The following is a 26689-nucleotide window of genomic DNA, read 5'->3' as shown; positions in this document are numbered from 1 at the left end:
GCCAGCCTGGTGGTCACCGAGGCGAGGGGGGGGGGGGGCGGCGCGGCCGCCGCGGCGGGGGCCCCCCCCCCCGGGGCCGCGCGGCCGGGCGGCGCGCAACTGCGATATCACCTCGGTCGGTACCGGTACCGCGCTGTCTGCCAGGATCGACACCAGCGAATCCGCGTGCCGTGGTGCGAGTTTCCCGGCGCCGATCGCGGTGATCGCGGCGGCCACCGCGGCTCGGAGCGCGATCTCGAAAGCCGGATCGGTGACCGTCGCCGAGGATTCGGCGGTGGCGGCCAGGAACAGGGCGGTGACCTGCTCTGGCACCTCGGCATCCGGATAGGCCGACACGGTCGCCGTCACCAGCTGAGCCTTGGCCAGCTCGAGCTGGACAGTGCGGCGCCGCTCGTCGGAATCGGTTGTCTCCAGTGCGTTCTCGTAGAGGTCGATCGCATCCCAGCCGAAGATCGCTTCCTCGGTCGCGAGGCAGCGCAGGATGGTCGCCTCGGCCAGCCGATCGATCAGCCGGGCATATCCCTCGTCGGCGGGGTCGGCGGATTCGTAGGCGGCCCGCAGCAGCCGGGTGGCGTCGGCGAGATGGTCGAGCCCGCCGAAGCGCGAATACCGTTGCACCAGGAGGTCGCCCAGCGCGGCAAGGCGCGCCGGATCATCGGTGTCGGCTTCGCCGATCGCCAGCTTCGCCACCCCGATCGCCTCGTCGAGCGCGTCGGCGCTGTCGCTGTCGGTGGCCAGCAGCGCGCTCAAGGTGTCGAGCAGCGGGATCCGTGACGGGTGCCGCACGGGCACCGTGGCCAGCGCGATCCGGTGCGCCGACACCGCTGCCGCCCGGTCCCCGGACCGCACCGCCGCCGCGGCCGCTTCGATCAGCCGATCTCCGGCGTCCACATCGACAGCCGCGTTTTCGGCCGCATAGTGCGGGGCCAGCATGCGCAGGACCTCCGGTGACAGATAGGCGAAACCTTCGCCAGCGCCGGTATACGACAGTGTCGCCCGGAACACCACGCCCGGCACGTCGTAGTGCGCGCACAGGTGGTCCGACACGGCGGCCCGCACCCGCAGCACCTCGCTGCGCGGCATCGCCGCCCGCAGCACATCGGCCACGCCGGGCCGGAACTCGAACGCGCGACTGTCCTCGGGCACGCCGTAGGGCGCCAGACCGGGCACGGCATCCAGGATCAACCCGCCCGCGAGCACTTCGGCCAGGATGCTCGACCCGCTGCCCGGCAGCAGCACCTGCTGGACCAGCCGAATGATGGGTAGCCGCAACGGAAATTGGGCGAGTCCGGCCGCGAGGCGGAATGCCTCCGGCGACGATCCGGCCCGAAAGCGGCGGACCCGTTCGACCGGGTTCGCACCGAGTTCGTCGTCTTGGCGCCGGCCCAGCGGCGGCGGCTCCGCGTGCACCGATGGCGTGTGCAGCAGCGGATATTCGGCCGAGAGCCGGTCGCCCGCCAGCACCTGTGCCCATGGCCCGAACCAGCCAGGGCTCAGCTCGAGGACCGGAATCGGGTGCAGCGCGGGGTCGGTGCCGGCGACGACGCGCAGCGGCGATGGGCTTGCCTGGATCACCGAGGCGATTCGTCCTCTCTCCCAATCCAGACCGGTCCGCCGCCACAGAAAGTTCGGCAACGGCTGCAACAGCACCACCGGTGAGAACCTGGCCAGCGCCGCCAGCTGCGCGGCGCCGGTTCCGCGCGCCCACGTATCGCCGAGACAGGCGCTGAGCACGAAGACGACCCGTCGCCCCGACGGGTCACGCAGGTCGCTCAGTGGCTGTCGCGGCTCCTGCTGCGGCCGGGTCGACAACCACAACGCGCCGTCCGCACGCTCGGCCATGAATCGCACGGTGAACGTGCGAAATCCGGCCGACTCCAGCAACGCCCGCGCTTCCTCGGCCAGCCTGCTCCACACGACCATCGCCGAGTTCAGATCCAGGACGAGGACCGCGTCGCGTTCGCGGCCCGGCCGCGGCCCGGTCACCGCCCACGGCCTGCCGATCCGCGCACTGCGCTCCGCCGAGGCCGCCTCGTCGAAGCTCTCCCGCCGACCGGGGATCCGCCGGGTGACAGGGCGCAGTTCGCGCAGCACCGTGCGCCAACCCGCCAGCGCACGCGGCGCCACCAGCCGGACCGGACGATCCCCGCGCGCGGCGGCGCTCGGTGACTGCGCGGGCCGGTGCACATCGACCGGCACCCCCCGCTCCGGTGCGCGTTCGGCCGCGACGGCCGGATCATGGTGGGCGACCGCATCGGTGCGGTGCTCGGCGTACCGCTCCGCTGCGGCGGGATCTGCTTGCTGCTCGGTGATGTGCGCTGCCAGCCAGAGCGCGTCGGCCATCGCGGGCGCGTCGAGCGCCAGCGGGTCGACAGCCGCTACGAACTCGCCCAGCTTGGACATGTTTCAGTCTCCCGGCCCGATCGGTTGCAACAGTGTGCGCGCCAGGCTCTGCCGGTCCAGCGTGGCGTCGCCACCCGCGTGGGTCAGCACGTGCAGCGCGGTGAGCAGGCGGTCGGCGGGCAAAGCTCCCAGATCGGCTCGCCGCTGCAGGAACGTGGCGATGATGTCGTCGTATTCCCGTGGGACCTCGCTGCCGAAATGCGAGGCGACCAGCCGTTCGAGCTGATCACGGTCGGGTTCTTCGAGTTTCAGCATCAGGCAGCGGCGCAGGAACGCGGGCGGGAACTCGCGGTCGCCGTTGCTGGTCATCACGACGATCGGGAAGGCGTGACAGCGCACGAAGCCGTCGGTGATCGGCACCTGCCTGCCCGCGTCGTGCGCGACCACCGACACCTGCGGCCGATACGCGCGAATGCGGCGTAGTTCGTTGATCGTGTACTCGCCGTCCTCGAACACGTGCAGCAGATCGTTGGGCAGGTCGGCGTCGGCCTTGTCGATCTCATCGATGAGCAGCACCCGTGGTCGATGGCTGGGTAGCAGCGCCGTGCCGAGCGGACCGAGCGTGACGAAATCGGCGATCCCGGCCCGGGGATCACGCCACCACCGTCGCGTGAGCTGTGCTTCCTCGAAGCGGCGCATCGCGTCATAGGTGTAGAGCCCGTCACCGAGGGTGCTGCGGCTGGTGATCGGCCAGTGCAGGACCGGGCCGAGCGCCAGTTCCCTGGCGATCAGATAGGCCAGCGACGACTTACCGAGACCGGGGGCGCCGGTGACGAGCAGCGGGCGCCTGCACAGGATCGCCGCGTTGATCACATCGAGATCGGCGGGCCGGAGCTGATGCGCGCCGATGCCCTCGGTGCCGAGCCTGCGTTCGGTCTGCGGTACGGCGCCGGCCGGGGTGTAGTCGAGCGGCGTGCCGTCGAATGCCCTCGCCGACATGGGTTTCGGCACTCCGTCCCAAGCTTGGGGGCGCGGTTCACCCCCACCGAGGAACACGTGCCAGCTCGGTGCGTTCATCGAAATCCTCCTGACACCGCAGGCGGCCCCGCCAGCGGGTGTGGCTTCCTTCTGCTGTGCCCCGGAATGTCGAGGACATACACGACGCGCAGCCAGAAATCATTGTCCCGCTGCGCCTTCGCCGAGCGACACTGCTCGCGCCAGACGACCGGATGCCCATCGATCCAGCCGTTGTCCCCGAGTTCGGTGACGAGCCGGTCGACGAAATGCGTACCGCCGCAATCGAGGTGACCGGGTGACCGATCCGGGCAGCTCTCGTCGCGCCAGATCAGCACGGGCAGCGCGTTGGCGCCCGCCGCGGCGAACACGGCCGGAGTCGGTGGCTCGGCGATGCCGAGCGCGTCGACGGGGATATCGAGTCCGTCGGCCTCGACGAGTGCGTGCAGCGCGCGCAGATCACCGGACCGGTCGTCGGCGCAGGCGAGCCAGGCCAGCGCCCCACCGGCCCGCAACCGGTTCCAGCGCTGCTCGAGTTCCCGGATCTGCTCGGCGGGCTTCTCCCAGGTCGCGCTGCGCCGCAACCGCATCATGAACTGGCGGAACGGGCGCTCATCGGGTCGCAGCCACCGGCACAGCAGGTCGGCGGTGAGGTAGTCGTCGGGCAGCGCGACCACGATCTCGATCTCGGCGCCGTCGGCGTCCAGGTGCTGGAGCTGGTCGTCGAGCGCGACTTTCACGGCCGCCTTGGCCGCGGTGAAACTCGGCATCGATGTCGCCGACCGCATCCCGATGATGTCGCCGTCACCGGTGCGGCGATGAATCTCGTAGCGATGCCCCTGCTCGGAACCCGCTGGGGTACCGGGCGTTTCGTCGGGGGTGATGATGGCGAACAGGGTGATCGGCACGCCGCCCGGCCGCGGGGGCTTCGGCGCGAGCCTGCCGAAGCGGTTGCGCATCGAGCGGTCGAGGTTGACGAATCGTCGACCGGCCGCGCGCCGGGCGATGGCCACGATCGCCTCGCGATCCGGGTCAGCGGCCGCGCGACTGCCGATGAGCCAGGCGCAACGCGCCAGATTCAGACCGTCGTCGCCGGGGGCCTCGATCGCCACGTACTCGGCGAGATCCCGGATCACCCGCCAATCGGTCGGCACGTCGAGGTGATTGGCGAGGATGACCTCGGTGAGCTCGGCCCGCAATTGATCCTGGACCGCGGCGGGCAGCCCGGTGCACACACCGTTGAGGTCGATGAGCAGGCGGCGGATCGTCGCCTCGCCGCCGACGACATCCGACCAGCGCATGTCGGCCCGGTGGTATCGATCGTGCGAGCCGACGATCTCCCGGTACAGCCCCGGCGCGCACAGCCTGCGCAGCCCGGCGAGCAATCGCACGGCGGCACCGCCGGTCGGATTACGGTTGTTGTATTGCTTGACCAGGCCGATCACGCCCTGGTCCGGCAGCACCACCGGCCCGCCGGACATCCCGGCGAGCAGTCGCTGGTTGCCGGTGAGCTTGACGTAGGTTGCGCCGACCTCACCGGCCTCATGCGTGGAGAACTCCAGTGCCGTGGCCGCCCCGAGCTCGAGGAAGCCCGCGTAGTCGGCGTTGTACGCGCACAGTTGCAGCCGAGTTCCGCGGCCGATCACCGCTTCGACCATCAGCGCACAGGTCGCGTCGGCGGCGGGCGCGCCGTCGAGGCGAAGCACCGCGAGGTCATCGAATCCGCCGGCCGTGTCGGTACTGGCGGCGACATCCGCGCCGAACCGCGTACCGTCACCGAATTCCACCTCGACCCGGCCACCGGCCACGACCACGACATGCGCGCAGGTCACGACGAACTCGGGCGCGATCCGGCACCCGGTGCCGTTGGCCTTCCACTGTCCCGCCTTGTTACGGACCCAGATGACGCAGGCCGCCGCGGTCACCAGGTTGTCGACGTCGTCCATCGCCAGTCTTCCGTCAGGGTTGCGACTGCTCCGCATCATCGTCACCGCGCAGATCCCAGTCCAGCCGGACCTTGACCGAGGTCTTCGCGCCACCGGAGGCGATCACCGCGATGACCCCGCCTGTGCCCATGGACAATTCGATTCCGAATTCGACCGACACCGAATCGGCCGAGAGACCGGCGACGCTCGCGTGCACCGACGAGGCGACACCGCGAATGGTCGGGCCGAGGTTCTCCAGGCGGCTGCCGAAACCGAGAGCGATATCGGTGACGCCCGGCGTCTCGGCGTCGTCTTCTGCATCGTCGAGCCCGTCTATCCGGGCGAACACCTCGGTGCCGTCCGGCAGTTCCAGCTGCTCGATCCTGGTCATGCTCACCCCCACGTGTCCTGAAGACCTTGTGGGACAAGGCTACCGGCGGGCCGGTCGCCTGGCCCTGCGAACGGTGATGCCGACGGCCTATCCGAGCACGCCGCGATACACCTCGACTGTGCGCTCGGCGATCCGCGCCCAGTCGAACTCCGCGATCGCCCGCGCCCGCCCGGCCTCGCCGTAGCGCACGGCCAACGCCGGATCCCCCGCGACCTCGTTCACCGCGGTCGCGAGCGCCCGCTCGTAGTCCCCCGTCGCGTCCGGGTCGTAGTGCACCAGTCGGCCGGTGACCCCGTCGACGACCACCTCTGGAATCCCACCCACATCGGAGGCGACGACGGCGGTCGCGCTCGCCATCGCCTCCAGGTTCACGATGCCGAGCGGTTCGTATACCGAAGGGCACACGAATACAGCGGAGGCGGACAGGATCTGGCGGACCTGCTCGGTGGGCAGCATCTCCTTCACCCAGAAAACATTGCCGCGCTGCCGCAGCAATCCGTCGACGGCGGCGGCGACCTCCACCTCGAGTTCCTTGGTATCGGCCGCGCCCGCACACAGAACCAGCTGGATATCGGGGTCGAACGAGGCGGCCGCGGCGAGCAGATGCCCGACGCCTTTCTGCCGGGTGATCCGCCCGACGAACGACACGATCGGCAGGTCGGCGCGCACCCCGAGCCGCTCCAGCACCGGCACCTCGTCACCGGCGGGCGGGCCAGGATGCCACACGTTCGCGTCGATACCGTTGTGCACCACATGAACCCGATCGGGGTCGATCGCGGGATACGCGTCGAGCACGTCGTGACGCATGCCTTCGCTCACCGCGATCACCGCATCGGCGTGCTCCATCGCATTGCGTTCCGACCACGACGAGAGCCGATATCCACCACCGAGCTGCTCGGCTTTCCACGGCCTTCGCGGTTCCAGCGAATGCGCCGTGAGCACGTGCGGAATCCCGGACAGCATCGAGGCGAGGTGCCCGGCCAGCCCCGCGTACCAGGTGTGCGAATGCACCACGTCCACCCCGCCCGCGGCATCGGCCATCCGCAACTGCGCCGACATCATCTGCAACGCGGCATTGGCGGCATACAGCTCGGGGTCGGGCCGGTGCACCACCGCACCGTTGCGCGGCGCGCCCATACAGTGCACGGTGACGTCACAGAGCTCGCGCAATCGGGCAGTGAGTTCGGTGACATGCACTCCCGCACCGCCATACACCTCGGGGGGATACTCCCGGGTCAGCATGGCGACCCGCAGCAGCTGCGCCGGAGTCTGCTCGCTGTCGGTGCCATCATCACTCACCGGTCCAAATTACAGCGTATCCGGACAACTCTGATAGATGTCCCGACACCGCCCTTCTCGGGCGTCCTCAGCTCACTCCACAAGTGTGGTGTGAACATCTGTTCCCGCGTCAACCGGGACGGTTTCACCGATACCCAACGGGTGTCGGTCAGCGCCTTCCCGTCGGCGGACTTTGGTAACCCGGCCCCGTGCTCGGGGGTCCGGGGATCGTGAAAAGTCCTGTTGAATCGTGGGCCAGACCGCGAGATTGATCGCTGCGTTGCGGTCACGGTCGGCACGGAACCCACATCGACAGACGAATACCCGATCCGCCAACGACAGGCCACGGTTGATCGTCGCGCAGGCTGAGCACCGTTTACTCGACGGATACCAACGATCCGCGATAGTGACCGCACCACTACGCCAGCCCTGTTTGTAGGTCAACAGCCGCGCGAAATCCGCCCACCCGGCGTCGCTGATCGCGCGCGCCAATCGTTGGTTGGCCATCATCCCCGCCACGTGCAGGTCTTCGATCACGAGCCGGTCGTGGGTTTTGACCAGCCTGTTAGTGACCTGATGAGCGAAGTGACGGCGAATATTCGCGAGGTGAAGATAATGGCGTGCCAACCGGGTGGCTGCTTGTCGGTGGTTGTGTGAACCCTTCTGTTTGCGCGACATCGACTCCGCCAGGCGGCGTTGCCTGCCCAGTGCGGTGGTCAAGGGTTTGGGTGCGGTGATACGGGCGATTTCGGCACCGTCGGCGGTCGCGGCAACAGCGAAGACGCTCAGTCCACGGTCGATTCCGACCCAACCCAGGTTGTCGCCGTGGTCTCGCGGGAGGTGATGGTGAGCCGGATGCAAGTCCGCAGCCTCGCAGGTCACGCTGATCCACCACCGGCCCGCCCCGCCTTGGTGTATTTGTTGCGGATTCGGAAAGTCGGGGTGGTCGTGTTCTTCGTCTTGAAACGGGGAAACCCAACCCGTTTACCCGCGCGTTTACCGGTGCGGGAATCCGAGAACGCCGCCAGGGCGCGTCCACAGTCGACAGCGGCTTCTTCGAACACCTGCTGGCAGACCTCGGTCCGCCACGCCAGCCCGGTCACCTTGATCTCGGCTGTCCCGTTCGCGCCGACAACGATCACCCGCCCGGCGGCTTCGGTCTTCTTCCAGGAGTTGAACGCGTTGATCAGATCGAACCCGGTCCACGGCACCCGTCGGTCCGGGTTGGTTGTGCGGTGGGTGAGCGCGGTTTTGACGATACCGAGACTGTGGTTGAACGCGAACCGGGCCGCACCGGCGTGGCGTGTGAGCACCTCGGACTGCTCGACCGTTGGGTCGAGGCAGTAGCGGAAGCTGGTGTGGCGGCTCATCGTCGGAGAGTGTGACACAGGCCACCGACACTGGACCGAACGCGGCAACCGGCCGAGTTCTCAGACACACGCTCGAGATCATCGGGTCGACATGGGCCACCGTAGCCGCGCTGGCACTGTACTTTGAGCAGGGTGAGGAGCCAGCCGCACGTACTCGGGATCGTGCTCGCCGGTGGCGAGGGCAAACGACTGTTTCCACTCACCGCCGACCGGGCCAAGCCCGCGGTTCCGTTCGGTGGCGCGTACCGGCTGATCGACTTCGTGTTGAGCAACCTCGTGAACGCGGGATACCTGCGCCTGTGCGTGCTCACCCAGTACAAGTCGCATTCGCTCGATCGCCATATCTCACAGACCTGGCGGCTGTCCGGTTTCACCGGTGAGTACATCACCCCGGTGCCCGCGCAGCAGCGGCTCGGGCCGCGCTGGTACACCGGCAGCGCCGACGCGATCATGCAGTCGCTCAACCTGATCTACGACGAGGACCCCGACTACATCGTGGTGTTCGGCGCCGACCACGTGTACCGGATGGACCCGGAGCAGATGGTGGCCAGCCATATCGCCTCGGGCGCGGGCGTCACCGTCGCCGGGATCAGGGTGCCGCGAGCCGAGGCCAGCGCGTTCGGCTGCATCGACACCGACGAGTCCGGCAAGATCACCCAGTTCCTGGAGAAACCCGCGCACCCGCCGGGCACCCCCGACGACCCGAACGTGACGTTCGCGTCGATGGGCAACTACGTGTTCACCACCCGCGTACTGGTCGACGCCATCCGCGCCGACGCCGAGAACTCCGATTCCGACCACGATATGGGCGGCGACATCATCCCGACGCTGGTCGGCGCCGGCCAGGCCGCCGTCTACGACTTCGCCGACAACGACGTCCCCGGCGCCACCCAGCGCGACCGCGGCTACTGGCGCGACGTCGGCACCATCGACGCCTTCTACGAGGCGCACATGGACCTGGTCTCGGTGCATCCCGTGTTCAACCTCTACAACAAGCACTGGCCGATCCGCGGCGCCGCCGAGAACCTGCCGCCCGCGAAATTCGCCCAGGGCGGGCTCGCCCAGGAATCCATCGTCGGGGCGGGCTCCATCCTGTCGGCCGCCACGGTCCGCAATTCGGTGCTGAGCTCGAACGTGGTGATCGAGGACGGCGCCACGGTCGAGGGCAGTGTGTTGATGCCCGGTGTGCGGATCGGGCGCGGCGCGGTGGTGCGCCACGCGATCCTGGACAAGAACGTGGTGGTCGGCGAGGGCGAGATCATCGGCCTCGACCTGGACCGTGACCGGGAGCGTTTCGCGGTCAGCAACGGCGGCGTTGTCACCGTGGGCAAAGGGATCTGGGTCGGGTAGGTTCTCGGCCGCCTTGATCTGGACTGACTGGAGGGTGCGACGAAGGAGTGCCCGGAGGGAGGGAAGATCAAGGGAACAGGCCGAGAACCCGCGGCGCCAGCCGCCGAAAAATCAGCCCCGCGACGCGCAGAGCAGCCCGTCGCCGATCGGGATCAAGACGCTGGTGAGCTCGGGATTCTCCGCGATCGCGCGAGTCGCCGCGCGCACCGCCTGCGTGGCCGGGTCGCGCTGTTCCTGATCGGGCACGCGCCCACCGAGCAGCGCGTTGTTGAGGATGAACGCGCCGCCCTCACGCAGCAACCGCACACCCTGTTCGACGTAATGGGGGTGTTCCATCGGCGCCGCGTCGATGAAGACCAGGTCATAAGAGCCATCGGCCAGCCGGGGGAGCACGTCCAGCGCGCGCCCGTTGATCAGGCGCGTGCGTGACGGCGTGATCTCGGCGGTCCGGAACGCCTCTTTGGCCGCGCGCTGATGCTCGGGTTCGGAGTCGATCGTCGTCAGCGTCCCGTCCTCACGCATCCCGTCGAGCAGCCACAACCCACTGACACCCGCCCCGGTGCCCACCTCGACGACCGAGCGCGCGCCCAGCATCTGCGCGTACATGCTCAGCAGCGCACCGACCGCCGCAGGCACCGGCGCGGCACCCAATTCGGTGGCCCGCTCGCGCGCTTCGAGAAGAACCTCGTCCTCGACGACGGACTCCTCCACATAGGCCAGGTTCCGCTCCACGTTCGATGCCACAGCTATGAGGCTAGGCCACCGGAGGGGTCTGTGTATTCAGCAAAGGGACGGATCCGGCACTGTGTCGCACAGATCCCGAACAATTGCCGTAGGTTTGCGGCTCGGTCACAACGGGCCCGGAACTGCTAGTTCTCCGTTGCCGGCGGGACTAGGGTCGAATCTGACCAGAATTCTCAGGTCACACTCAGGATCTCCACATCTGACCCATATCAGGGCAGGAAATAGTTGCCCTACGCAAGGCCAGCCGATCGCGGCGGGCACGAGACTCGGGAACAACCACACACAGTTGCTGGTTGATTGTCGGTAAGCAAGGTTCGCTGACCCGGACCAGCAAGGTTTTGTGCCAGCGGTCCCGAGTAGGAGGTGTCCCATCCCGATGGTAGACACGGCGCGTCAAGACGCCACCGACCAGACTCTGCCCGCCGAACTCACCGCGGCAGAAGCCGACGAACTCGACGCCGAACTCACCGGCACCGCCGCTTTCGACGCGACCGGCGATCGCGCCGCCATGCCCTCCTGGGACGAACTGGTCCGCGAGCACGCCGACCGGGTCTATCGCCTGGCCTACCGCCTCTCCGGTGACGCCCAGGACGCCGAAGACCTCACCCAGGACACCTTCATCCGGGTGTTCCGCTCGTTGCAGAACTACCAGCCCGGCACCTTCGAGGGCTGGCTGCACCGCATCACCACCAACCTGTTCCTCGACATGGTCCGCCGTCGCAACCGCATCCGCATGGAGGCGCTGCCAGAGGACTACGACCGTGTGCCCGCCGAAGGCCCCACCCCCGAGGACGCCTACCACGACTCCCGGCTCGACCCCGACCTGCAGAAAGCACTCGATTCGCTGGCGCCGGAGTTCCGTGCCGCGGTCGTTCTGTGTGACATCGAAGGCCTGTCCTACGAGGAGATCGGCGCCACGCTCGGTGTGAAACTGGGCACCGTGCGCAGCCGGATCCATCGTGGGCGTCAGGCACTGCGCGAGTACCTTGCGCATAATGGAAGTGAGCAGCGGTACTCCGCTGAAGCCCCATCGGTGTGACGGAAGTTCGACGTCACCGGGGCCTCTCGGTTGATGTCGGTCGGAAGGAAGAACTCCGCGTGAGTGAGCGAAGCGAGCGGCGGATGAACACAGCCGTGACCGCGGTCATGCCGGAACCGTGCGCCGGCGAGGTGCAGGCATGAGTGTGGATCCCAGTGCCGCGGATCGCCCGCCGCGCTTTCAGCCCACCGAGCATCTGGCCAGTGAGGCGGTCGCTGCCTTCGTCGACGGCGAGCTGCGGATGAACGCCTATCTGCGTGCCGCCCAGCATCTTTCGCTCTGCCCCGAATGCGCGGCCGAGGTCGATGCCCAGCAGCAGGCGCGGATCGCGCTGCGCCGGGCCGCCGAGGTGGCGATTCCGCGCAGCCTGCACGACAGCCTCTCGCGCATCCCGCTGGCCGACCTCCCCGGCAACGCGCCCGAACCGCAACGCCGTAACGAGGCATTTCTCGGATTCATCACAGATTCCTTCACCGCGACCCGGTGGACAACGTGGCGGCGCAAGTAGAGTCTGCGACGTGACAGGCGAATCGACGAATTCCGGATCGGCCGAGCACTCGGATTCGACAGACAAGCGGGGCACGCTGCGCCCTTCCGACGCGCCGAGCCTCGGGCCGCGACCGGTCTACCGGCCGCACATCGACAGCCACACCGCGCGTGCGTTCCGCCGCCCGAACGGCCAAGCCGGGTCGTTCGCACCGCACGACCCGCAGCGCGCGGCCGGTAAGGGCGCCGACGAAGGACTCGTCCAGCGCCCGCCGGACGGTGTGCTCGCCGAGGCGTTCGCCCGGCCCGAAGGCTCCTCGGAGCTGTTGCAGCGCGAGCCCGGCGCCGACGAGCCGAAGACGGTCGTCGCGGGTCCGGTCGACCCGTGGCGCGATCCCGACGCGGCTGCCCGGCTCGGCGCGCCCGCCGTCGACACTCCCCCGCCCGCCCGGCTGCCTGTCGCGGACAAGCTGAGCGCTCGCGAGGTGCTGTTCGGTTCGCGGGTGGCGCCCAAGGCACTGGCGATGCTGGCCGCGCTGGCACTCGGCATCGCCGTCCTCGGCGGGCTCGTCGGCCGGGTCACCGCCGAGACCGCGTCCACGCTCACCTCACGCAAGGTGACCCTGGATCAGAGCGCGGGTGTCGAGACACCGCACAGCCAGATCGCCGCGGTCGCCAATGCCGTTCTGCCCTCGGTGGTCTCGATCCGGGCCACGGTCGGCGACAACGGCGCGACCGGTTCCGGCGTGGTGATCGACGGCGGGGGTTACGTCGTCACCAACAACCACGTGATCTCGATGGCCGCGACCGACAAGTCCAACCGGGCCGCCATCCAGGTGCAGTTCTCCGACGGCACCCGGGTGCCCGCGCAGATCGTCGGGCGCGATCCCAAGACCGACCTCGCGGTACTCAAGGTCGAGGCGAAGAACCTGACGGTGGCCAATCTCGGCAAGTCCGCCGACGTGCAGGTCGGCGACGACGTGCTCGCGGTCGGCTCGCCGCTGGGTCTGAGCAAGACCGTCACCTCCGGCATCGTCAGCGCCCTGCACCGCCCCGTGAAGCTCGCGGGCGAGGGCAGCGACACCAACGCGGTGATCGACGCCGTGCAGACCGACGCAGCGATCAACCCGGGTAACTCCGGTGGCGCGCTCGTCGACATGCAGGGCCGTGTGGTCGGCATCAACACCGCCATCCGCAGCGAGACCGGTGGTTCGGTGGGCCTCGGCTTCGCCATCCCGGTCGACGTGATGACCACGGTCACCCAGACCCTGATCCGCGACGGCCAGATGCACCACCCGGTGATCGGTCTGAGCGCGCGCACCAAGACCGTCGCCAACGAGGTGATGAGCGGTGCCGCCGTCGCCGATGTGGCGCCGGGCAGCCCGGCCGACAAGGCGGGCATCGTCGAGGGCGACGTGGTGGTGCGGGTCGGCGACCGCGAGGTCACCGGGCCCGACGAGCTGGTGGTTGCCGTGCAGTCGCGCAAGATCGGCGAAACGGTGAACGTGCAGTTGATCCGCGATGGCAGGCAGGTGGACGTGCCCGTCACCCTCGAATCCGACTGACCTGCGGACGCGCGCGCCGGGTAGCCTGGATTCGTGTTCAGCAACATCGGGTGGAGCGAGATGATGATCCTGCTCGTCGCCGCCCTCGTGATCCTCGGCCCGGAGCGACTGCCCGGCGCTGTCCGCTGGACCACCGGCGCGCTGCGCCAGGCGCGCGACTACGCCAGCGGCGCCACCTCCCAGCTGAAGCAGGAGCTCGGACCGGAGTTCGACGACCTGCGCAAGCCGCTCGCGGAGCTGAACGAGCTGCGCGGCATGAGCCCGCGGGCCGTGGTCACCAAACACCTGCTGGGCGGTGACGATTCGGTGCTGCGCGATCTGGAGAGCGCGGTGCCCGACAAGAAGCAGCTGTTCGGCACCAGCAGCGGCATGCCCGGCACCCCGTCGGCACCCGCGCCGCAGAAGTCGCTGGAGCACAACGAGCGCCCCCCGGTCGACTACGACGCGACCTAGACCACCGAACACACCGCACGGTCGGCATTTGCTGTGAGATCGCGCCGGGCGGACACTGCGGCGGCGACCTCGCTTCTCTGCGATTTGCCGACAATCTGTGTTCGAGAGTGTTGTCTCGCAAGACAGTTCGATGTCAACGGATATAGACACACAATGCTGTCGAGCTGTCTAGACTTCGCACATGTCGGCCGATGACGTGGCACGAGTTTTCGCGATCGAGGACAAGGTCGAGAGACTCAAAGCAGCCACCGACGGGGTGGCGGCTGCCCAGCAGACCATCAACGAACTAACCAGGATCCGGCGAGCCGTGATCCGAGAACTCCATGCCGACGGCTGGACGTTCGCCCGGATCGGCGCCGCCGCCGGATTGTCGCGTGCGCGCATCCACCAGGTGAGCACCCAGGGCCCCGTTCCCGAGGGACTGTTCTTCGGCCACGGCACACTGACCGTGCTCGCCCCCGAGGTCCGCTCGGGCAGGCTCCTCGGCGCACCCGACCCACAGGCCGCCCAGCGCCTGGCCGAGCTGCTGCGGCAACTCGGCTTCGCCGCGAACGTCGAGACCTTCATGCCGGGCAGGCCGATCGACCTCAATCGCGACGGGCTGGTGATCCTCGGCGGCCCCGAGCTCTCGCCCAGCCTGCGCCAGCTGGTGGTGGCCGATCCGCGTCTGCGCCGGACCGTCACCAGAGCCGGTGATACCCGGCGCGGCATCGAGGACAGGGCCGCGCGCCGTGTCTACCGGCCCGGCGGCACCGAACCGCACGACATCGCCTACCTCGCCCGGCTCCCCCGGCCCGACCGCCGCGGCAGCATCATGCTGATCGACGGCCTGCATCCACCCGGCTCACTGGGTGCGATCCGATTGCTGGCGACCCGATTGGCGACCCTGCACGAGCGGGCGAGCAGCCATTTGTTCTCGGTCCTCATCGCAGTCCGGTACGACCGCGCAACCGGTGAACCGGTTGATGCTGATCTACTCACCCCGGTTTACCGCCATGAAACAGACCCCAAGTTGGCTACGACCCGGGTTCGTCCCTAAGCTGATCTAAACTCGCCATGCTTAGTGATCTGCATCACTGTACTGTTATGGATCACAAGTCTTCCGCGATGGTTAGATTGCTAGCGAGTAACCGAGTGTGAGTAGGTGAGCATCACATGTTCTCGTCTCCAGAGGCCGGCGCATGCCGGGTTCTGCCCGTTCGCGCGGCAGGCCACCCACGGCCCGTTCCACCCTTCGAGGCGGAGCCGGCTGCCGGCGACGTCATCGTCACCACCCACCGCGTGACCTACAGCGACCGCTTGAAGGTCTTCATCGGCCCGCACGAGGACGTGGACAGCTTTCTGCGCCCACTGCGGCGGATGGACGGTCATCAGCGCTACGCGCTCGATCTGACCGTGCTGTCCGAGCCGGTGCCCGCTACCGAGGTCACCACGACGGTGAGTTCGGAGCGCGGGGATCTCGCGCTCGGCTGCGCCGGTTCGGCGGACGCGATGACCCTGCAACTGCGCATGAAGGTCGATCACGTCATCCGGCGCTTCACCCTCGGACTACCCGGCGGCCGACTCGGCCTGCCGACCGTGTACCTCCCGCACGGCGACGAGGACACCTACGTCTACCCGGAAGAGGTGTTCACCGCCGACAGCGCGGTGGCGATCTTCCGTGACTTCTTCCACGCCGGTACGGTCTCCGCCGGTTTGCAGCAGCGCGAGATCCTCGACTGAGAGTTTCTCGCCGCGCGCGCGTGCCCGGCGATAGCTAGGCTGGTCAGACGGTCACAGCGCCTCGACGGTGACCGTGGAGAGGCCGGTGCGTGATGCGTGATCTCCTCGGACAGGTACTCGAACTGCTGCCCGATCAGGCCGTGGCGCTGGCCAGGATCATCGACCGGACCGGTGCGGGCCCGCGCGAAACCGGGGCCGCGATGGTGGTGACCGGCGACGGACGTGTGCTCGGCTCACTGTCCGGCGGCTGCGTCGAATCGGCGGTGCTCACCACCGCCGACCAGGTTCTCCTCGACGGCCAGGCGAGCCTCGAGCGGTTCGCGGCCGCCGACCAGTTCACCGTCGGCCTCCCGTGCGGTGGCGAGATCGAAGTCTTCGTCGAACGCCTCGACCACACCGACCTGCCTGTGCTGCTCGCACTCCACACCGCACTCGAAGTCCACCACCCGGTCGCCTACGCCACCACCCTCGAGGCGAGGCCCGACCGAAAACTCCTGCGCCTCGGCGATTGCGCCCCGTGGCGCGGCCTCGACCACGACGCCGCAGCCCTCCTCGCCGCAGGCCACAACGGACTCATCGGCGCCCAGGAATGGACGCCCGGCCTGGCCGAACGCCCCCGCACCTTCGTCCAGGTCTTCCGCTCGCCCGCCCGCATGATCCTGGCCGGCGCCAACGACTACACCCGCGCCCTGACCGTCGCCGCGGCGAATCTCGGCTACCACGTCACGGTCGTGGACGCCCGCGAAACCTTCACCACCCCATCCCGTTTCCCGGCGGCCGACGAGGTGGTGGTCGACTGGCCCCACCGCTATATGGAGGCCGAACAGAGCGCGGGCCGCATCGACGAGCGAACCGTTCTCTGCGTCCTCACCCACGACCCGAAATTCGACGTTCCCCTGCTGGCCACCGCACTGCGCCTCCCCGCCACAGCCTTCATCGGCGCCCTCGGTTCGCGCAGAGCCCACGCTGACCGCACCGCGCGCCTGCGCGAAGCGGGCGTCCCCGACACCGAAATCGCCCGTGTCCGAAGCCCCCTCGGCCTCGACGTCGCAGCCAACACCCCCGAGGAAACCGCCATCTCCATCCTCGCCCAAATCCTCGCCACCCGAGGAAACGCCACCGCCCAGCCACTGGCAGACCTGGACGGCCCGATCCACCGCCGACCGGATTAGATCCCACTCAGTTCCCGAAGAAGACGGACATCTGTTCATTCGCGCACAACTTCGATACAGTTTGTATCGAAGTTGTGAAACAGATTGTCCGAAGGGAACGCCGTGCGACCACCCGACCCGCGGACGGTGCGCAGCCGTGATGCCGCGCTCGCGTCGGCCCGAGAGCTGTTGGTAGAGCAGGGATTGGCCGGGCTGACGCATGGGTCGGTCGCGGCGCGCAGCGGGATCAGCCGGGCCACGCTGTACCGGCTCTGGCCGGAGCCGACCGATCTGGTGCGCGCCACCTTGACCCGGCACATCACGCTCGCGCAGCCGCAGCCGACCGGGGATCTGCGGGCCGATCTACTGACCGCGCTGACCGCCACGCACGCGATGCTGCACGAACCGGCGACCGAGCAGGGGATGCGGGTGATGATCGAAAGAGCCGCTGTCGACCCGAAATTCGCGGAGGTCAAGCAGGCGCTGTACCGGTCGGGAACCCAGGCGGTGCGCACGATCCTGACCGAGGCCGTCACCCGGGGGGAACTGCCCGCCGAACTCGATGTCGACCTCGCCCTCGATCAGCTGCACGGTCCGTTGTTCTTCCGGCGGCTCGTCGCCAACCGCACCTTCGACCTCGACTACGTGCGCGCGGTCCTCGACGACTTCCTGCGCGGCCACGCCTCGAAACCCGCACACCATCAAGGAACCTCGTGACATGACGACCATCGTCTCCAAGAACCTGTCCGCTCCCCGCGTTCTCGCCGTCCTCGTCGCGGTCATCACCGTATTCGGTGCTCTGCTGGCCGATTTCGTCGTCCCGGCGGGCGCGGCACAGCACCTGCGCAATGACGCGTGGCCACCGCACGCGAAATTCCACGATGCCCAGTACATCGTCATGTCGATCCTGCTCGGTGTGCTCGCGCTGACGCTGCTGCTCCGGCGCGACGGTGGCACCCGCGCACGCCTGTGGACGGCCTGCGCGATCCTGGCCACGCCGTGGCTCGGTCTGCTGGCGGCACTGCTGTTCCCCGGCACCGCCATTCACGATCCCGAGTTCGCCGACATCACGATCATCGGCCTGCACCCGCAGGTGCTGCTGGCGGTGATCCTGCTGGCACTGCTGGCCACTGCCGTCGCGCTCAACGCTCGACGCCGGAACTGACACGTCGGGCGCCGCCCCGACCGAGGCGACGCCCGACGTGGACGGCTAGGCCGCGACTTGTTCCGGCCGAAGGGTTTTCATCGGCGGCCGGTCTTCGAGCGAGACCGCGGTGGTGTGGGCGATGAATTCGCCTTCGATCAAGGGGAATTGGGTCAGCGGAGCGCCGGAGTCGGGGACTCCGCTGCGGCGCAGCGCGGTGCCGAGGATCTGGCGGCTCATCACGCCCAGGTCGGACAGCGGGCGGTTGCGGTGGGTGCGCACGCCCAGGTTGACCTGGGTGATGGCATCCATGCCCATGTGGTCGTAGGTGTCGAGGAGCAGGCCGATCTCCACGCCGTAGCCGGGCGCGAAGGGGACCGCGGTGAGCAGTTCGCGGGTGCCCGCGTATTCGCCGCCGAGCGGCTGGAGCACCTGGGCCAGTTCGGGACGAAGGGCCGCCAGCACGGGGCGGGCGACGAGTTCGGTGACGCGGCCGCCGCCGTTCGCGTCGACGGACTCGCCTTGACGCAGTGGGCGGCGGTAGTAGGCCTTGGACAGGTGCGTGCCCTGCATCATCAGCAGCGGGCCGAGGAGCTTGGGCACGAAGTCGGGGTCGGGGTCGATCAGGTCGGAGTCGACGAAGGCGATCAGGTCGCCGGTGGTGGCCGCCAGCGATCGCCACAGCACCTCGCCCTTGCCGGGGACCGGCTCGAGTTCGGGGACGGCTTCCTCGCGCGAGATCACCTCGGCGCCCGCCGCGCGTGCGCGTTCGGCGGTGGCGTCGGTGGACCCGGAGTCCAGCACGATCAGTTCGTCGACGAGCGTGCCGAGCAGCGGCCGGATACTGGCCACGACATCGGCGACGGTGTCCTGTTCGTTCAGCGCGGGCAGCACCACCGAAACGGTGCGGCCCGCCTTGGCGGCGACGAGTTCGCCGACCGTCCAGTCAGGGGTGTCCCAGGTGTGGGTAGTGGCCCAGGCGGGCTCGCGGTGTTGGATTTTCATGCCAGACCTCGCAGAGTTCGTGCGGGGGGACGGATGCCCTGGATCGCGGCGATCATGTCCACGACCCGCCGGGTTTCGGCGACTTCGTGAACCCGGAAGATCCGAGCGCCCGCGGCGGCCGACCATGCGGTTGCCGCCAGTGTGCCCTCGACCCTTTCGGTAAGACCTACATCTAGAGTCTCCCCGATAAAATCCTTGTTGCTCAGTGCCATCAGTACTGGCCATCCGGTTTTTACAAGACCGTCGATTCCGCGCAACAACTCGAGCCCGTGATAGGTGTTTTTTCCGAAATCATGGGTGGGATCGATCACGATGCCATCGGCTCGCACACCCGAGGCCGCGGCATCCTCGGCCGCGGCGACGACGGTGGCGGTCACCTCGGCCACCACATCGGCATACCGGACCCGATGCGGACGGGTGCGCGGCACGGCGCCACCGGTGTGGCTGCAGACGATGCCGGCGCCCGTCTCGGCGGCGACGTGCACGAGGTCGGGGTCGGCACCGGCCCAGGTGTCGTTGATCAGGTCGGCACCCACGGCGACCGCCGCCCGCGCCACCTCACCGCGCCAGGTATCCACACTGATCAACAGGTCTGGATACTTCGCCCGGATCGCCGCGACGAACGGCACCACCCGCTGCGATTCCTCGACCGCGTCGACAGTGACTCCCGGCCCCGCCTTCACGCCGCCGATATCGACCAGATCGGCGCCCTCGTCGACCGCGCGCGAAACCCGTTCCATCGCGGCCTCGTCGCTGAAGGTGGCGCCACGGTCGTAGAACGAGTCCGGCGTGCGATTCACGATCGCCATCACCAGTGCGCGATCGGTCGCCACCTCACGCCCGCAAAAAGTCGAGCGCATCTATCTCGGCGCCTTACCGGCTGCGACATCGGCTGCGTAGTCGTCGTACGCGGGAATGTAGCCGTCTGCCGGACCGGACAGCACATACAGCTGACTGTCCGAATCGGGCGCGTATCCCTGCTTACGCAATTCCACCTTCCGGCTCTTGAACGTCGAGGTCTGCTCGAGCTCGGCGACCACCCGCACATACAGCGGGACCGCGTACAGCGGCAGCCGTCCGTAGGCGGTCGCCGCCAGGGTCTTGCCGTCGAAGGTGGCCTCGGCCGACAACGTGATCGCCGCCATGCCCGCCTTGCCGTCGGTGCCGGGGATGTCGACACCGTAGACAACGGCCTGGTCGATGCTCTCGTGGTGCCCGAGCGCGCCCTCGACCTCGGTGGTCGCCACGTTCTCGCCCTTCCAGCGGAAGGTGTCGCCGAGCCGGTCGACGAACGCGATGTGCCAGAAATGCTGATCGCGGACGAGGTCGCCGGTGTCGAACCAGCAGTCGCCCTTCTTGAAGCCGTCGCGCACCAGCTTGGATTCCGACGCCTTCTTGTCGGTGTAGCCGTCGAAGGGCTGACGGTTGTTCACCTTCGCCAGCAGCAGCCCGACCCCGCCGGACCGCACCCGGCGCAGCTTCCCATCGCTACCGCGGCGGGCGTGGCCGGTCTCGTCGTCGTACTCGACGACCGCGTACGGCAGCGGGCACAGACCGGCGGTCCGGTCGACACCGAACGCGTTGACGAACGCCAGCGGCGCCTCGCTCGACCCGTAGAACTCGACCACCCGGCCGATCCCGAACCGGCGACGGAACTCGTCCCACAGTTCGGGCCGCAGCCCGTTGCCGACGGCCAGCCGGACCCGATTGCCCTTCTCGGCAGGCCGCACCGGCTGGTTGATCAGGTATCGGCACAGCTCACCGATGTAGATGAACGCGGTGGCCCGCTCGCGAGCGATCTCGTCCCAGAACCCCGACGCCGAGAACTTGCGGCTGAGCACATAGGTCGATTCGCCCGCGAGCACGGCCGACAGCGCGACCGTGAGCGCGTTGTTGTGATAGAGCGGCAGGCAGCAGTACAGCGCGTCGTCGGCACGCAACCGGATGCCGAGCCCACCGAGCCCGGACATGCTCTTGGTCCAGCGCTGATGGGTCATCACGCTGGCCTTGGGCAGACCGGTCGTGCCGGAAGTGAAGATGAGGAACGCCCGCTCCCCGGCCCGGACCTGCTCGCATACGGCGGGATCGGAATCGGCCGCGGTGCGGGCGGATTCGTCCAGTTCTTCGGCGGTGAGCACGTTCGCCGCGGGCTCCGGCAGCGAATCCAGTGCCTCCGTGCACTCCTCACCGACGACATTGAGCACGCTGCCGAGCAGACCGATGCTGTGTGCCAGCACCTGATCTCGCTGGTTGTAGTTGAGCAGGCCGACCGTGGCGCCGAGCTTGAGCACAGCCAGGACCGTGAACAGGGTCTCGGGACGGTTGGTCATGAGCACGCCGACCACATCACCGCGCTTCGCCCCGCGCGCCGAAAGCACTGCGGCGTAACGGTTCACCTCGCTGTTGGCGGCGCGGTAGGTGTAGGAGCGGCCTTCGAAACGCAGGAACACCCGGTCGGGCCTGCGGTGCGCGACCCGCTGGAAATACAGCCCGATGGAGGCTTTGTCCTTGGGCCCCACCAGCATTCCGCGCGCGTTGCGCAGCATGCCGGGAACGTCGAGTGCCATGGCGGGCAGGGCTTTGGCCAGGTCGAACACGCTTACCGTGTCGCGTGCGTCTGTGCTCACGTCGATCTCTCCTACTGTGCGGCCGCGGCCGGTTCCAGCGCGGCGAACGCTGAGGGCAGGTCGGTGGCCACGATGAGTCGGTCACGTGCCTGCCGCGGCACAATTGTGCGCTCGGACAGTTCATCGATCCAGCGGAACAGGCCGTCGTAGAAGCCGTTCGCGTTCAGCAGCACCACCGGTTTGGTGTGCTCACCGAGGTAGCCGCCGGTCCAGGTCTCGAACAGTTCCTCGAGTGTCCCGATGCCGCCCGGCAGGGCGAGGAAGGCGTCGGCGCGGGCTTCCATCAGCTGTTTGCGCTGGCGCATCGTGTCGGTGACGAGCAGTTCGTCGGCGTCGACATCGGCGACTTCCTTGTGCACCAGATGCTTCGGGATCACCCCGATGGTGTGCGCGCCACCGGCCCTTGCCGCCGTTGCGACCGCGCCCATCATCGACACGTGGCCCCCACCGGAGACCAATTGCCAACCGCGCCGGGCGATTTCGGTGCCGACGCGCGCGGCGACGCTGATCAGGTCGGGATCGGTGGTGCTGGCGGAGCAGTAGACGCAAATGGAGTAGCTCACCACTGATCCTCGGTGCCGAGACGCTCGATGTTCGCGTGGTCGCCGGTTTCGCCCTGGATGATCCGCACGACCTCGTCGACACTGTCGGTGACCTGGATCAGATCGAGATCGGTGGGCGAGATCTTGCCCGAGCCCGCCAGTGAGCTGCGCATCCAGTCGACCAGGCCGGACCAGTAGTCGGTGCCGAACAGGATGATCGGGAACCGGGTGATCTTGCGGGTCTGCACCAGGGTGAGCGCCTCGAACAGTTCGTCGAGGGTGCCGAAGCCACCGGGCAGGCAGACGAAGGCCTGGGAATACTTCACGAACATCGTCTTGCGGACGAAGAAGTACCGGAAGTTGATCCCCAGATCCACCCACTCGTTGAGCCCCTGCTCGAACGGGAGCTCGATCCCGAGCCCGATCGAGTAGCCGCCCGCCTCCGAACAACCACGGTTGGCGGCTTCCATCGCGCCGGGGCCGCCGCCGGTGATCACCGCGAAACCGGCCTCGCTGAGCGCGGTGCCGATCGCCTTGCCCGCCACGTACTCGGGATGGTCGGGGCCGGTGCGGGCCGATCCGAACACCGTCACCGCGCGCGGGATCTCCGCGAGCGCGCCGAAGCCCTCGACGAACTCGGCCTGGATCCGCAGCACACGCCACGGATCGGTATGCACCCAGTCGCTGTCCTGCCGCGTATCGAGCAGGTTCCGGTCAGCGGTCCGCACGCCGGGCTTGCGCTCCCGGCGGAACATCACCGGACCACGGAACCTCGGTTTGACCTTCCCAACCTGTTCATCAGCGGACATGACCCCCAACTTACTGTGTCGGATTCCGGGCACGGGCGCGCACTTCTCGATCGGTCGGCCGCATGACCCCTACACGCACTCGGATCTACTCTGCCGCGAAGACGGTTCGGAAGGCAGTGAGGACGGTCTCGCCACGGGTCCGGTCCAGTATTGCGAAGGTGATCTCGTCGAAGTGCCCATTGAACCGCCCACCCTCGGCTAGCAGTGCATGGAAGGCACCGGCCACCATGCCTGGGTCGTTGCCGTAGGCGCCGCAACCCCAGGCGCCCAGTACCAAACGCCGGTAACCGACCGCTGTTTCGAGAATGCGCTCGGCGCGGGAGGCCAGCACCGCGGGTATTCGATGCGCCTCACTCGCCAGCTCCTGCATGATCACGTTGGTCCGTGGCGCCGGGCAAGTGAGGAAGCCGACCGTATAGGGGCTGTCGAGCAGGACGCCCGTGTCATCGCGGAAGACAGGCACGGCGGGAGACAGGATCACGCGGTCGCTGTAGAAAGGGTCCGGTGTGCGTCGGTGGTGCTCGTAGTATTGCGGCACGGCCAGCAGGGTGGTGTACAGCGCCGACGCTCGGCACAGGGCTTCTTCTTGGGTGCGGGCGCCGGCGAGGTAGTGGCCGCCGGGATTGCGGGCGGACGCGAAATTCAGGACGGCGACCGGCTCCGGATCGGTATCGTGCATCCGGAGCGCCGCGGCGAGGCTGCTCTCCCCGGTCACCGTGATGACGGTGGTGGCCTCGCTGCGGGTGATGACCGGGACCGGGTCGGGACCGTACATCCGGGTGCCCTGGACGGCGGCTTGCACCCTCGATATCAACGAGACATAGTGTCCGCCGGGCGCCAGGTAACCGCCGGCTGCGATGATCTGCTCGTTGTCGGCAGCGATGGCTCGCAAGCGTTCGGACACGCCCACAATGCTCTCATGGTTCGAGACAACCGCCAGCCCGGATACTTGCACAACCCGGGGCGATTCAGGTGTCCCGCACCGGACCGGGCACCGCTTCTTCTGCGGTCGTGAATGTGTGGTTCCTCTGAGTCACATGTACAAACCCTTCGCCCGCAGGATCTCCACGACCCGCTTGTTGTGGGCGCCACGGCGCTCCCGCTCTTGCCTGGCCTGTTCGGGATCGTCGAAGTGCCGGTGCACCAAGATGAGATTCTCCAGCGGTGTAACCGAGCCATCCTCACGAACCCGGTAGTGAGAGGAGGTTTCCCCGTCGTTGCCCTCTTTGTAGATGTCGAGGAAGTATCCGGTCTCGTCGTGCTCGGCGCGGACGACAATCCGCTCGCGGGACGACCCTTCTGGTGCGATCAACCCGATCCCGATCCCCATCGGCAGTGGATCCGGGAGTGCGGCGATGTGGGTCGTACCCGGCTTCAGAATTGTGACGAAGATGTCCCGCACCCGAGCTGGCACCAGTTCTTCCGACGTCATGTACGTCTCCTACTGTTCCTGGACGCACGAGAGATCAGGCTTCGGATCCCTATTGTGCGATATGCCCCTTCTGGCCGCTGAGGGCTCAGGCGCGCGAGAGGTAGGTCCGCAGCATCGCGGTGACGGCGGTGATCTGGCCGAGCGGGACGTGCTCGTCGCGTTTGTGGGCGAGGTTGGGGTCGCCGGGGCCGAAGTTCACGGCGGGGATGCCGCGGGCGGCGAAACGGGAGACATCGGTCCAGCCGTACTTGGCGCGCACCCCGCCGCCACCGTGGGCGTTGACGGAGTCGATGAGGGTGCGGGCGGCGGGGGCGGTCAGGCCGGGGAGCGCGCCGGGTGAGGAGTCGGTGACTTCGAAGGCGATGTCGAGTCCGTCGAAGACCTCGTGGACATGCGCGATGGCCTGCTCGACGGTGCGGTCGGGGGCGAAACGGAAGTTCACATCCACCTCGGCGACATCGGGCACCACATTGCCCGCGACCCCACCCGAGACCCGCACGGCCGACAGACCCTCGCGGTACACGCACCCGTCGATATCGACCTTGCGCGGCGCATAGGCCGACAGCCGCGCCAGCACCGGCGCGAGACCGTGGATCGCGTTCTCCCCCAGCCAGGCTCGCGCCGAATGCGCGCGTACGCCCGAGGTGGTCAATCGCACCCGCAGGGTGCCCTGGCAGCCGGCTTCGATCCAACCGGCCGACGGTTCACCGAGAATCGCCAAATCACCTTCGAGCCATTCCGGCAATTCGCGCTCGATATGTCCGAGGCCGTTGAACTCCGCGGCGATCTCCTCGCCGTCGTAGAAGATCAGCGTCAAATCGTGGGCCGGATCGGTGATCGTGGCGGCCAGGTGCAGGAATACCGCGTCGCCTGATTTCATATCGACTGTGCCACAACCGAACAGCACCGCTTCGCCGTCAACTTCATCGGGCCGGCTCGGCAGATTGTCCGCGATCGGCACGGTATCGAGATGTCCCGCCAGAATTACCCGTGTCGGCAGTCCACGCTGTGTCCGCGCCAGCACCACGTTGCCGTGGCGCACCACTTCGAACCCGGTGGTCTGCTCCCGGATCGCGTGCTCGACCAAGTCCGCGATCTTGGCCTCGTCGCGCGAAACGCTCGGCACGTCGACGAGGGCGGCGGTCAGCTGGATGGGATCGGCGCGCAAATCGAGAGTCACATCTCGACACTAGTACGGGCGAGCCCTCAATCCCCTGATCCGGGTGAAGCCGACCGCGTGGTCCATCGCACAGGGCCCGCGGCACACCGCAACGGCTGGAACGGGCAAAATAGCCTCCGTGAGTATTCAGGGAGCAACTGCAGTCGGTATCGCCAATGTGACCTCGGACGGGACCGTCCTCGATACCTGGTACCCCAGCCCCGCGCTGGGCGAGTTCACCGAAACCGGCTCCCAGCGCCTCGACGCCGCCGATGTGCCCGAGTTCGCCGAACTCCTCGGCGTGGACGCGGCGCGTGGGGTCGAGGTCGTCGCGGTGCGCACCACGATCGCGGACCTGTCGGCCGCCCCGGCCGACGCGCACGAGGTCTACCTGCGCCTGCACCTGCTATCGCACCGTCTGGTCCAGCCGCACGGCCTCAACCTCGACGGCCAGTTCGGCCTGCTCAGCAATGTCGTGTGGACCAACCACGGCCCGTGCGCGGTCGACGGCTTCGAGCAGACCCGCCTGAAGCTGCGCGCCCGCGGCCCGGTGACGGTGCTCAGCGTCGACAAGTTCCCCCGCCTGGTCGACTACGTGGTCCCCTCCGGCGTGCGCATCGGTGACGCCGACCGGGTCCGCCTCGGCGCCCACCTCGCCGCGGGCACCACCGTCATGCACGAGGGCTTCGTCAACTTCAACGCGGGCACCCTCGGCAACTCGATGGTCGAAGGTCGCATCTCGGCGGGTGTCGTGGTCGGCGACGGTTCCGATGTGGGCGGCGGCGCCTCCATCATGGGCACCCTGTCCGGCGGCGGCACCCAGGTCATCTCGGTCGGCGAGCGTTCGCTGCTCGGCGCGAACGCGGGTGTCGGCATCTCCCTCGGCAACGACTGCGTGATCGAAGCGGGCCTCTATGTCACCGCGGGCACCAAGGTCACCGGACCGGACGGCACCGTCGTCAAGGCCGCGAGCCTGTCCGGTCAGGACAACCTGCTGTTCCGCCGCAATTCCACCACCGGCGCCGTCGAGGTCGTTCCGCGTAAGGGCACCGGCGTCGAACTCAATGCCGCATTGCACGCCAACGATTGACAGTCGAATTTCCCGGGCCCTCCGCCCCGGCAGTCAGCGGGCCGATACAC

General features: G+C 68.1%; 27 protein-coding genes. 11 read left to right on the top strand and 16 right to left on the bottom strand.

The window, feature by feature from the left end; genetic code table 11:
• The 7 genes from ACFWPX_RS05945 to ACFWPX_RS05915 all read right to left on the bottom strand — a co-directional run.
• Positions 1-2403 (bottom strand): SAV_2336 N-terminal domain-related protein (locus tag ACFWPX_RS05945; protein ID WP_378926411.1); only part of this gene is annotated, 2403 nt, incomplete at its 3' end.
• Between the two features lie 3 nt (positions 2404-2406).
• Complete coding sequence (locus ACFWPX_RS05940; protein WP_378926410.1) at positions 2407-3420, bottom strand: AAA family ATPase; 1014 nt, start codon at positions 3418-3420, stop codon at positions 2407-2409.
• Positions 3417-5303: a trypsin-like peptidase domain-containing protein gene (locus tag ACFWPX_RS05935; protein WP_378926408.1), complete on the bottom strand. Its 1887-nt coding sequence runs from the start codon at positions 5301-5303 to the stop codon at positions 3417-3419. Before ACFWPX_RS05935 ends, ACFWPX_RS05940 begins: the two co-directional genes overlap by 4 nt.
• Before the next feature lie 13 nt (positions 5304-5316).
• Entirely contained in the window at positions 5317-5673 is a 357-nt protein-coding gene (locus tag ACFWPX_RS05930) for a CU044_2847 family protein (protein WP_378915475.1), read from the bottom strand.
• Positions 5674-5760: 87 nt separating this feature from the next.
• Positions 5761-6927, bottom strand: coding sequence for a glycogen synthase (gene glgA, locus ACFWPX_RS05925; RefSeq protein WP_378915655.1), 1167 nt, complete (start codon positions 6925-6927; stop codon positions 5761-5763).
• 117 nt (positions 6928-7044) lie between these two features.
• Positions 7045-7839, bottom strand: a complete 795-nt coding sequence (locus tag ACFWPX_RS05920; RefSeq protein WP_378926565.1) for an RNA-guided endonuclease InsQ/TnpB family protein — start codon at positions 7837-7839, stop codon at positions 7045-7047.
• Positions 7830-8321, bottom strand: coding sequence for a helix-turn-helix domain-containing protein (locus ACFWPX_RS05915; RefSeq protein WP_378926407.1), 492 nt, complete (start codon positions 8319-8321; stop codon positions 7830-7832). The genes ACFWPX_RS05920 and ACFWPX_RS05915 overlap by 10 nt, the downstream gene beginning before the upstream one ends.
• A 132-nt stretch (positions 8322-8453) precedes the next feature.
• On the opposite strand from ACFWPX_RS05915, the gene glgC reads away from it, so the two are divergent.
• Positions 8454-9671 carry a glucose-1-phosphate adenylyltransferase gene (glgC, locus tag ACFWPX_RS05910; protein ID WP_378915472.1) on the top strand — a complete coding sequence of 406 codons (1218 nt, stop codon included), beginning with the start codon at positions 8454-8456 and terminating at the stop codon, positions 9669-9671.
• Positions 9672-9782: 111 nt separating this feature from the next.
• Here glgC and ACFWPX_RS05905 read toward each other — a convergent pair whose 3' ends face one another.
• On the bottom strand, positions 9783-10415 hold the full coding sequence (locus ACFWPX_RS05905; protein ID WP_378915470.1) for an O-methyltransferase: 633 nt from the start codon (positions 10413-10415) through the stop codon (positions 9783-9785).
• Between the two features lie 376 nt (positions 10416-10791).
• On the opposite strand from ACFWPX_RS05905, the gene sigE reads away from it, so the two are divergent.
• The 9 genes from sigE to ACFWPX_RS05860 all read left to right on the top strand — a co-directional run bounded on the left by sigE (position 10792) and on the right by ACFWPX_RS05860 (position 17996).
• Positions 10792-11454: an RNA polymerase sigma factor SigE gene (gene sigE / locus ACFWPX_RS05900; protein ID WP_378926405.1), complete on the top strand. Its 663-nt coding sequence runs from the start codon at positions 10792-10794 to the stop codon at positions 11452-11454.
• Between the two features lie 139 nt (positions 11455-11593).
• Positions 11594-11962, top strand: a complete 369-nt coding sequence (locus tag ACFWPX_RS05895) for a hypothetical protein (protein ID WP_378926404.1) — start codon at positions 11594-11596, stop codon at positions 11960-11962.
• Positions 11963-11972: 10 nt separating this feature from the next.
• The gene (locus ACFWPX_RS05890) at positions 11973-13505 is read left to right on the top strand and encodes a trypsin-like peptidase domain-containing protein (protein WP_378915464.1); all 1533 of its coding nucleotides are present in this window, start codon (positions 11973-11975) and stop codon (positions 13503-13505) included.
• A 33-nt stretch (positions 13506-13538) separates the two neighbouring features.
• Entirely contained in the window at positions 13539-13958 is a 420-nt protein-coding gene (gene tatB / locus ACFWPX_RS05885) for a Sec-independent protein translocase protein TatB (protein ID WP_378915463.1), read from the top strand.
• Positions 13959-14139: 181 nt separating this feature from the next.
• Positions 14140-14997 (top strand): hypothetical protein, encoded by an 858-nt coding sequence (locus ACFWPX_RS05880; RefSeq protein ID WP_056813397.1) that lies wholly within the window; start codon positions 14140-14142, stop codon positions 14995-14997.
• A 116-nt stretch (positions 14998-15113) separates the two neighbouring features.
• Positions 15114-15680 (top strand): hypothetical protein, encoded by a 567-nt coding sequence (locus ACFWPX_RS05875; protein WP_378915461.1) that lies wholly within the window; start codon positions 15114-15116, stop codon positions 15678-15680.
• Between the two features lie 92 nt (positions 15681-15772).
• The gene (locus ACFWPX_RS05870) at positions 15773-16852 is read left to right on the top strand and encodes an XdhC family protein (RefSeq protein ID WP_378926564.1); all 1080 of its coding nucleotides are present in this window, start codon (positions 15773-15775) and stop codon (positions 16850-16852) included.
• Positions 16853-16954: 102 nt separating this feature from the next.
• Positions 16955-17548 (top strand): TetR/AcrR family transcriptional regulator, encoded by a 594-nt coding sequence (locus ACFWPX_RS05865; protein ID WP_378926403.1) that lies wholly within the window; start codon positions 16955-16957, stop codon positions 17546-17548.
• Between the two features lies 1 nt (position 17549).
• Entirely contained in the window at positions 17550-17996 is a 447-nt protein-coding gene (locus ACFWPX_RS05860) for a DUF6640 family protein (protein ID WP_378926402.1), read from the top strand.
• A gap of 45 nt (positions 17997-18041) precedes the next feature.
• On the opposite strand, the gene ACFWPX_RS05855 is transcribed toward ACFWPX_RS05860, so the two are convergent.
• The 8 genes from ACFWPX_RS05855 to dapE form a co-directional block, all read right to left on the bottom strand.
• A complete protein-coding gene (locus ACFWPX_RS05855; protein WP_378926400.1) occupies positions 18042-18980 on the bottom strand; it encodes a glucosyl-3-phosphoglycerate synthase in 939 nt (312 codons plus the stop codon).
• The gene (gene folP, locus ACFWPX_RS05850; protein ID WP_378926399.1) at positions 18977-19840 is read right to left on the bottom strand and encodes a dihydropteroate synthase; all 864 of its coding nucleotides are present in this window, start codon (positions 19838-19840) and stop codon (positions 18977-18979) included. The genes ACFWPX_RS05855 and folP overlap by 4 nt, the downstream gene beginning before the upstream one ends.
• Positions 19841-21607, bottom strand: coding sequence for a long-chain-acyl-CoA synthetase (locus tag ACFWPX_RS05845; RefSeq protein ID WP_378926397.1), 1767 nt, complete (start codon positions 21605-21607; stop codon positions 19841-19843).
• Between the two features lie 11 nt (positions 21608-21618).
• Positions 21619-22173, bottom strand: a complete 555-nt coding sequence (locus ACFWPX_RS05840) for a TIGR00730 family Rossman fold protein (RefSeq protein ID WP_378926396.1) — start codon at positions 22171-22173, stop codon at positions 21619-21621.
• A complete protein-coding gene (locus ACFWPX_RS05835) occupies positions 22167-22958 on the bottom strand; it encodes a TIGR00730 family Rossman fold protein (RefSeq protein ID WP_378915447.1) in 792 nt (263 codons plus the stop codon). Before ACFWPX_RS05835 ends, ACFWPX_RS05840 begins: the two co-directional genes overlap by 7 nt.
• An 85-nt stretch (positions 22959-23043) precedes the next feature.
• Complete coding sequence (locus ACFWPX_RS05830) at positions 23044-23862, bottom strand: TIGR02452 family protein (RefSeq protein ID WP_378926395.1); 819 nt, start codon at positions 23860-23862, stop codon at positions 23044-23046.
• Between the two features lie 129 nt (positions 23863-23991).
• Positions 23992-24390 carry a hypothetical protein gene (locus ACFWPX_RS05825; protein WP_378926393.1) on the bottom strand — a complete coding sequence of 133 codons (399 nt, stop codon included), beginning with the start codon at positions 24388-24390 and terminating at the stop codon, positions 23992-23994.
• A gap of 85 nt (positions 24391-24475) precedes the next feature.
• Positions 24476-25570, bottom strand: coding sequence for a succinyl-diaminopimelate desuccinylase (gene dapE, locus ACFWPX_RS05820; protein WP_378915441.1), 1095 nt, complete (start codon positions 25568-25570; stop codon positions 24476-24478).
• Positions 25571-25688: 118 nt separating this feature from the next.
• Here dapE and dapD point away from each other — a divergent pair, with 118 nt between their 5' ends.
• Positions 25689-26639: a 2,3,4,5-tetrahydropyridine-2,6-dicarboxylate N-succinyltransferase gene (dapD, locus tag ACFWPX_RS05815; protein WP_378915439.1), complete on the top strand. Its 951-nt coding sequence runs from the start codon at positions 25689-25691 to the stop codon at positions 26637-26639.
• The last annotated feature ends 50 nt before the right edge of the window (positions 26640-26689 follow it).

Source organism: Nocardia sp. NPDC058518, from assembly GCF_042719655.1.
GTDB lineage: Bacteria > Actinomycetota > Actinomycetes > Mycobacteriales > Mycobacteriaceae > Nocardia.
This window is presented reverse-complemented; position numbering and strand designations above follow the sequence as displayed.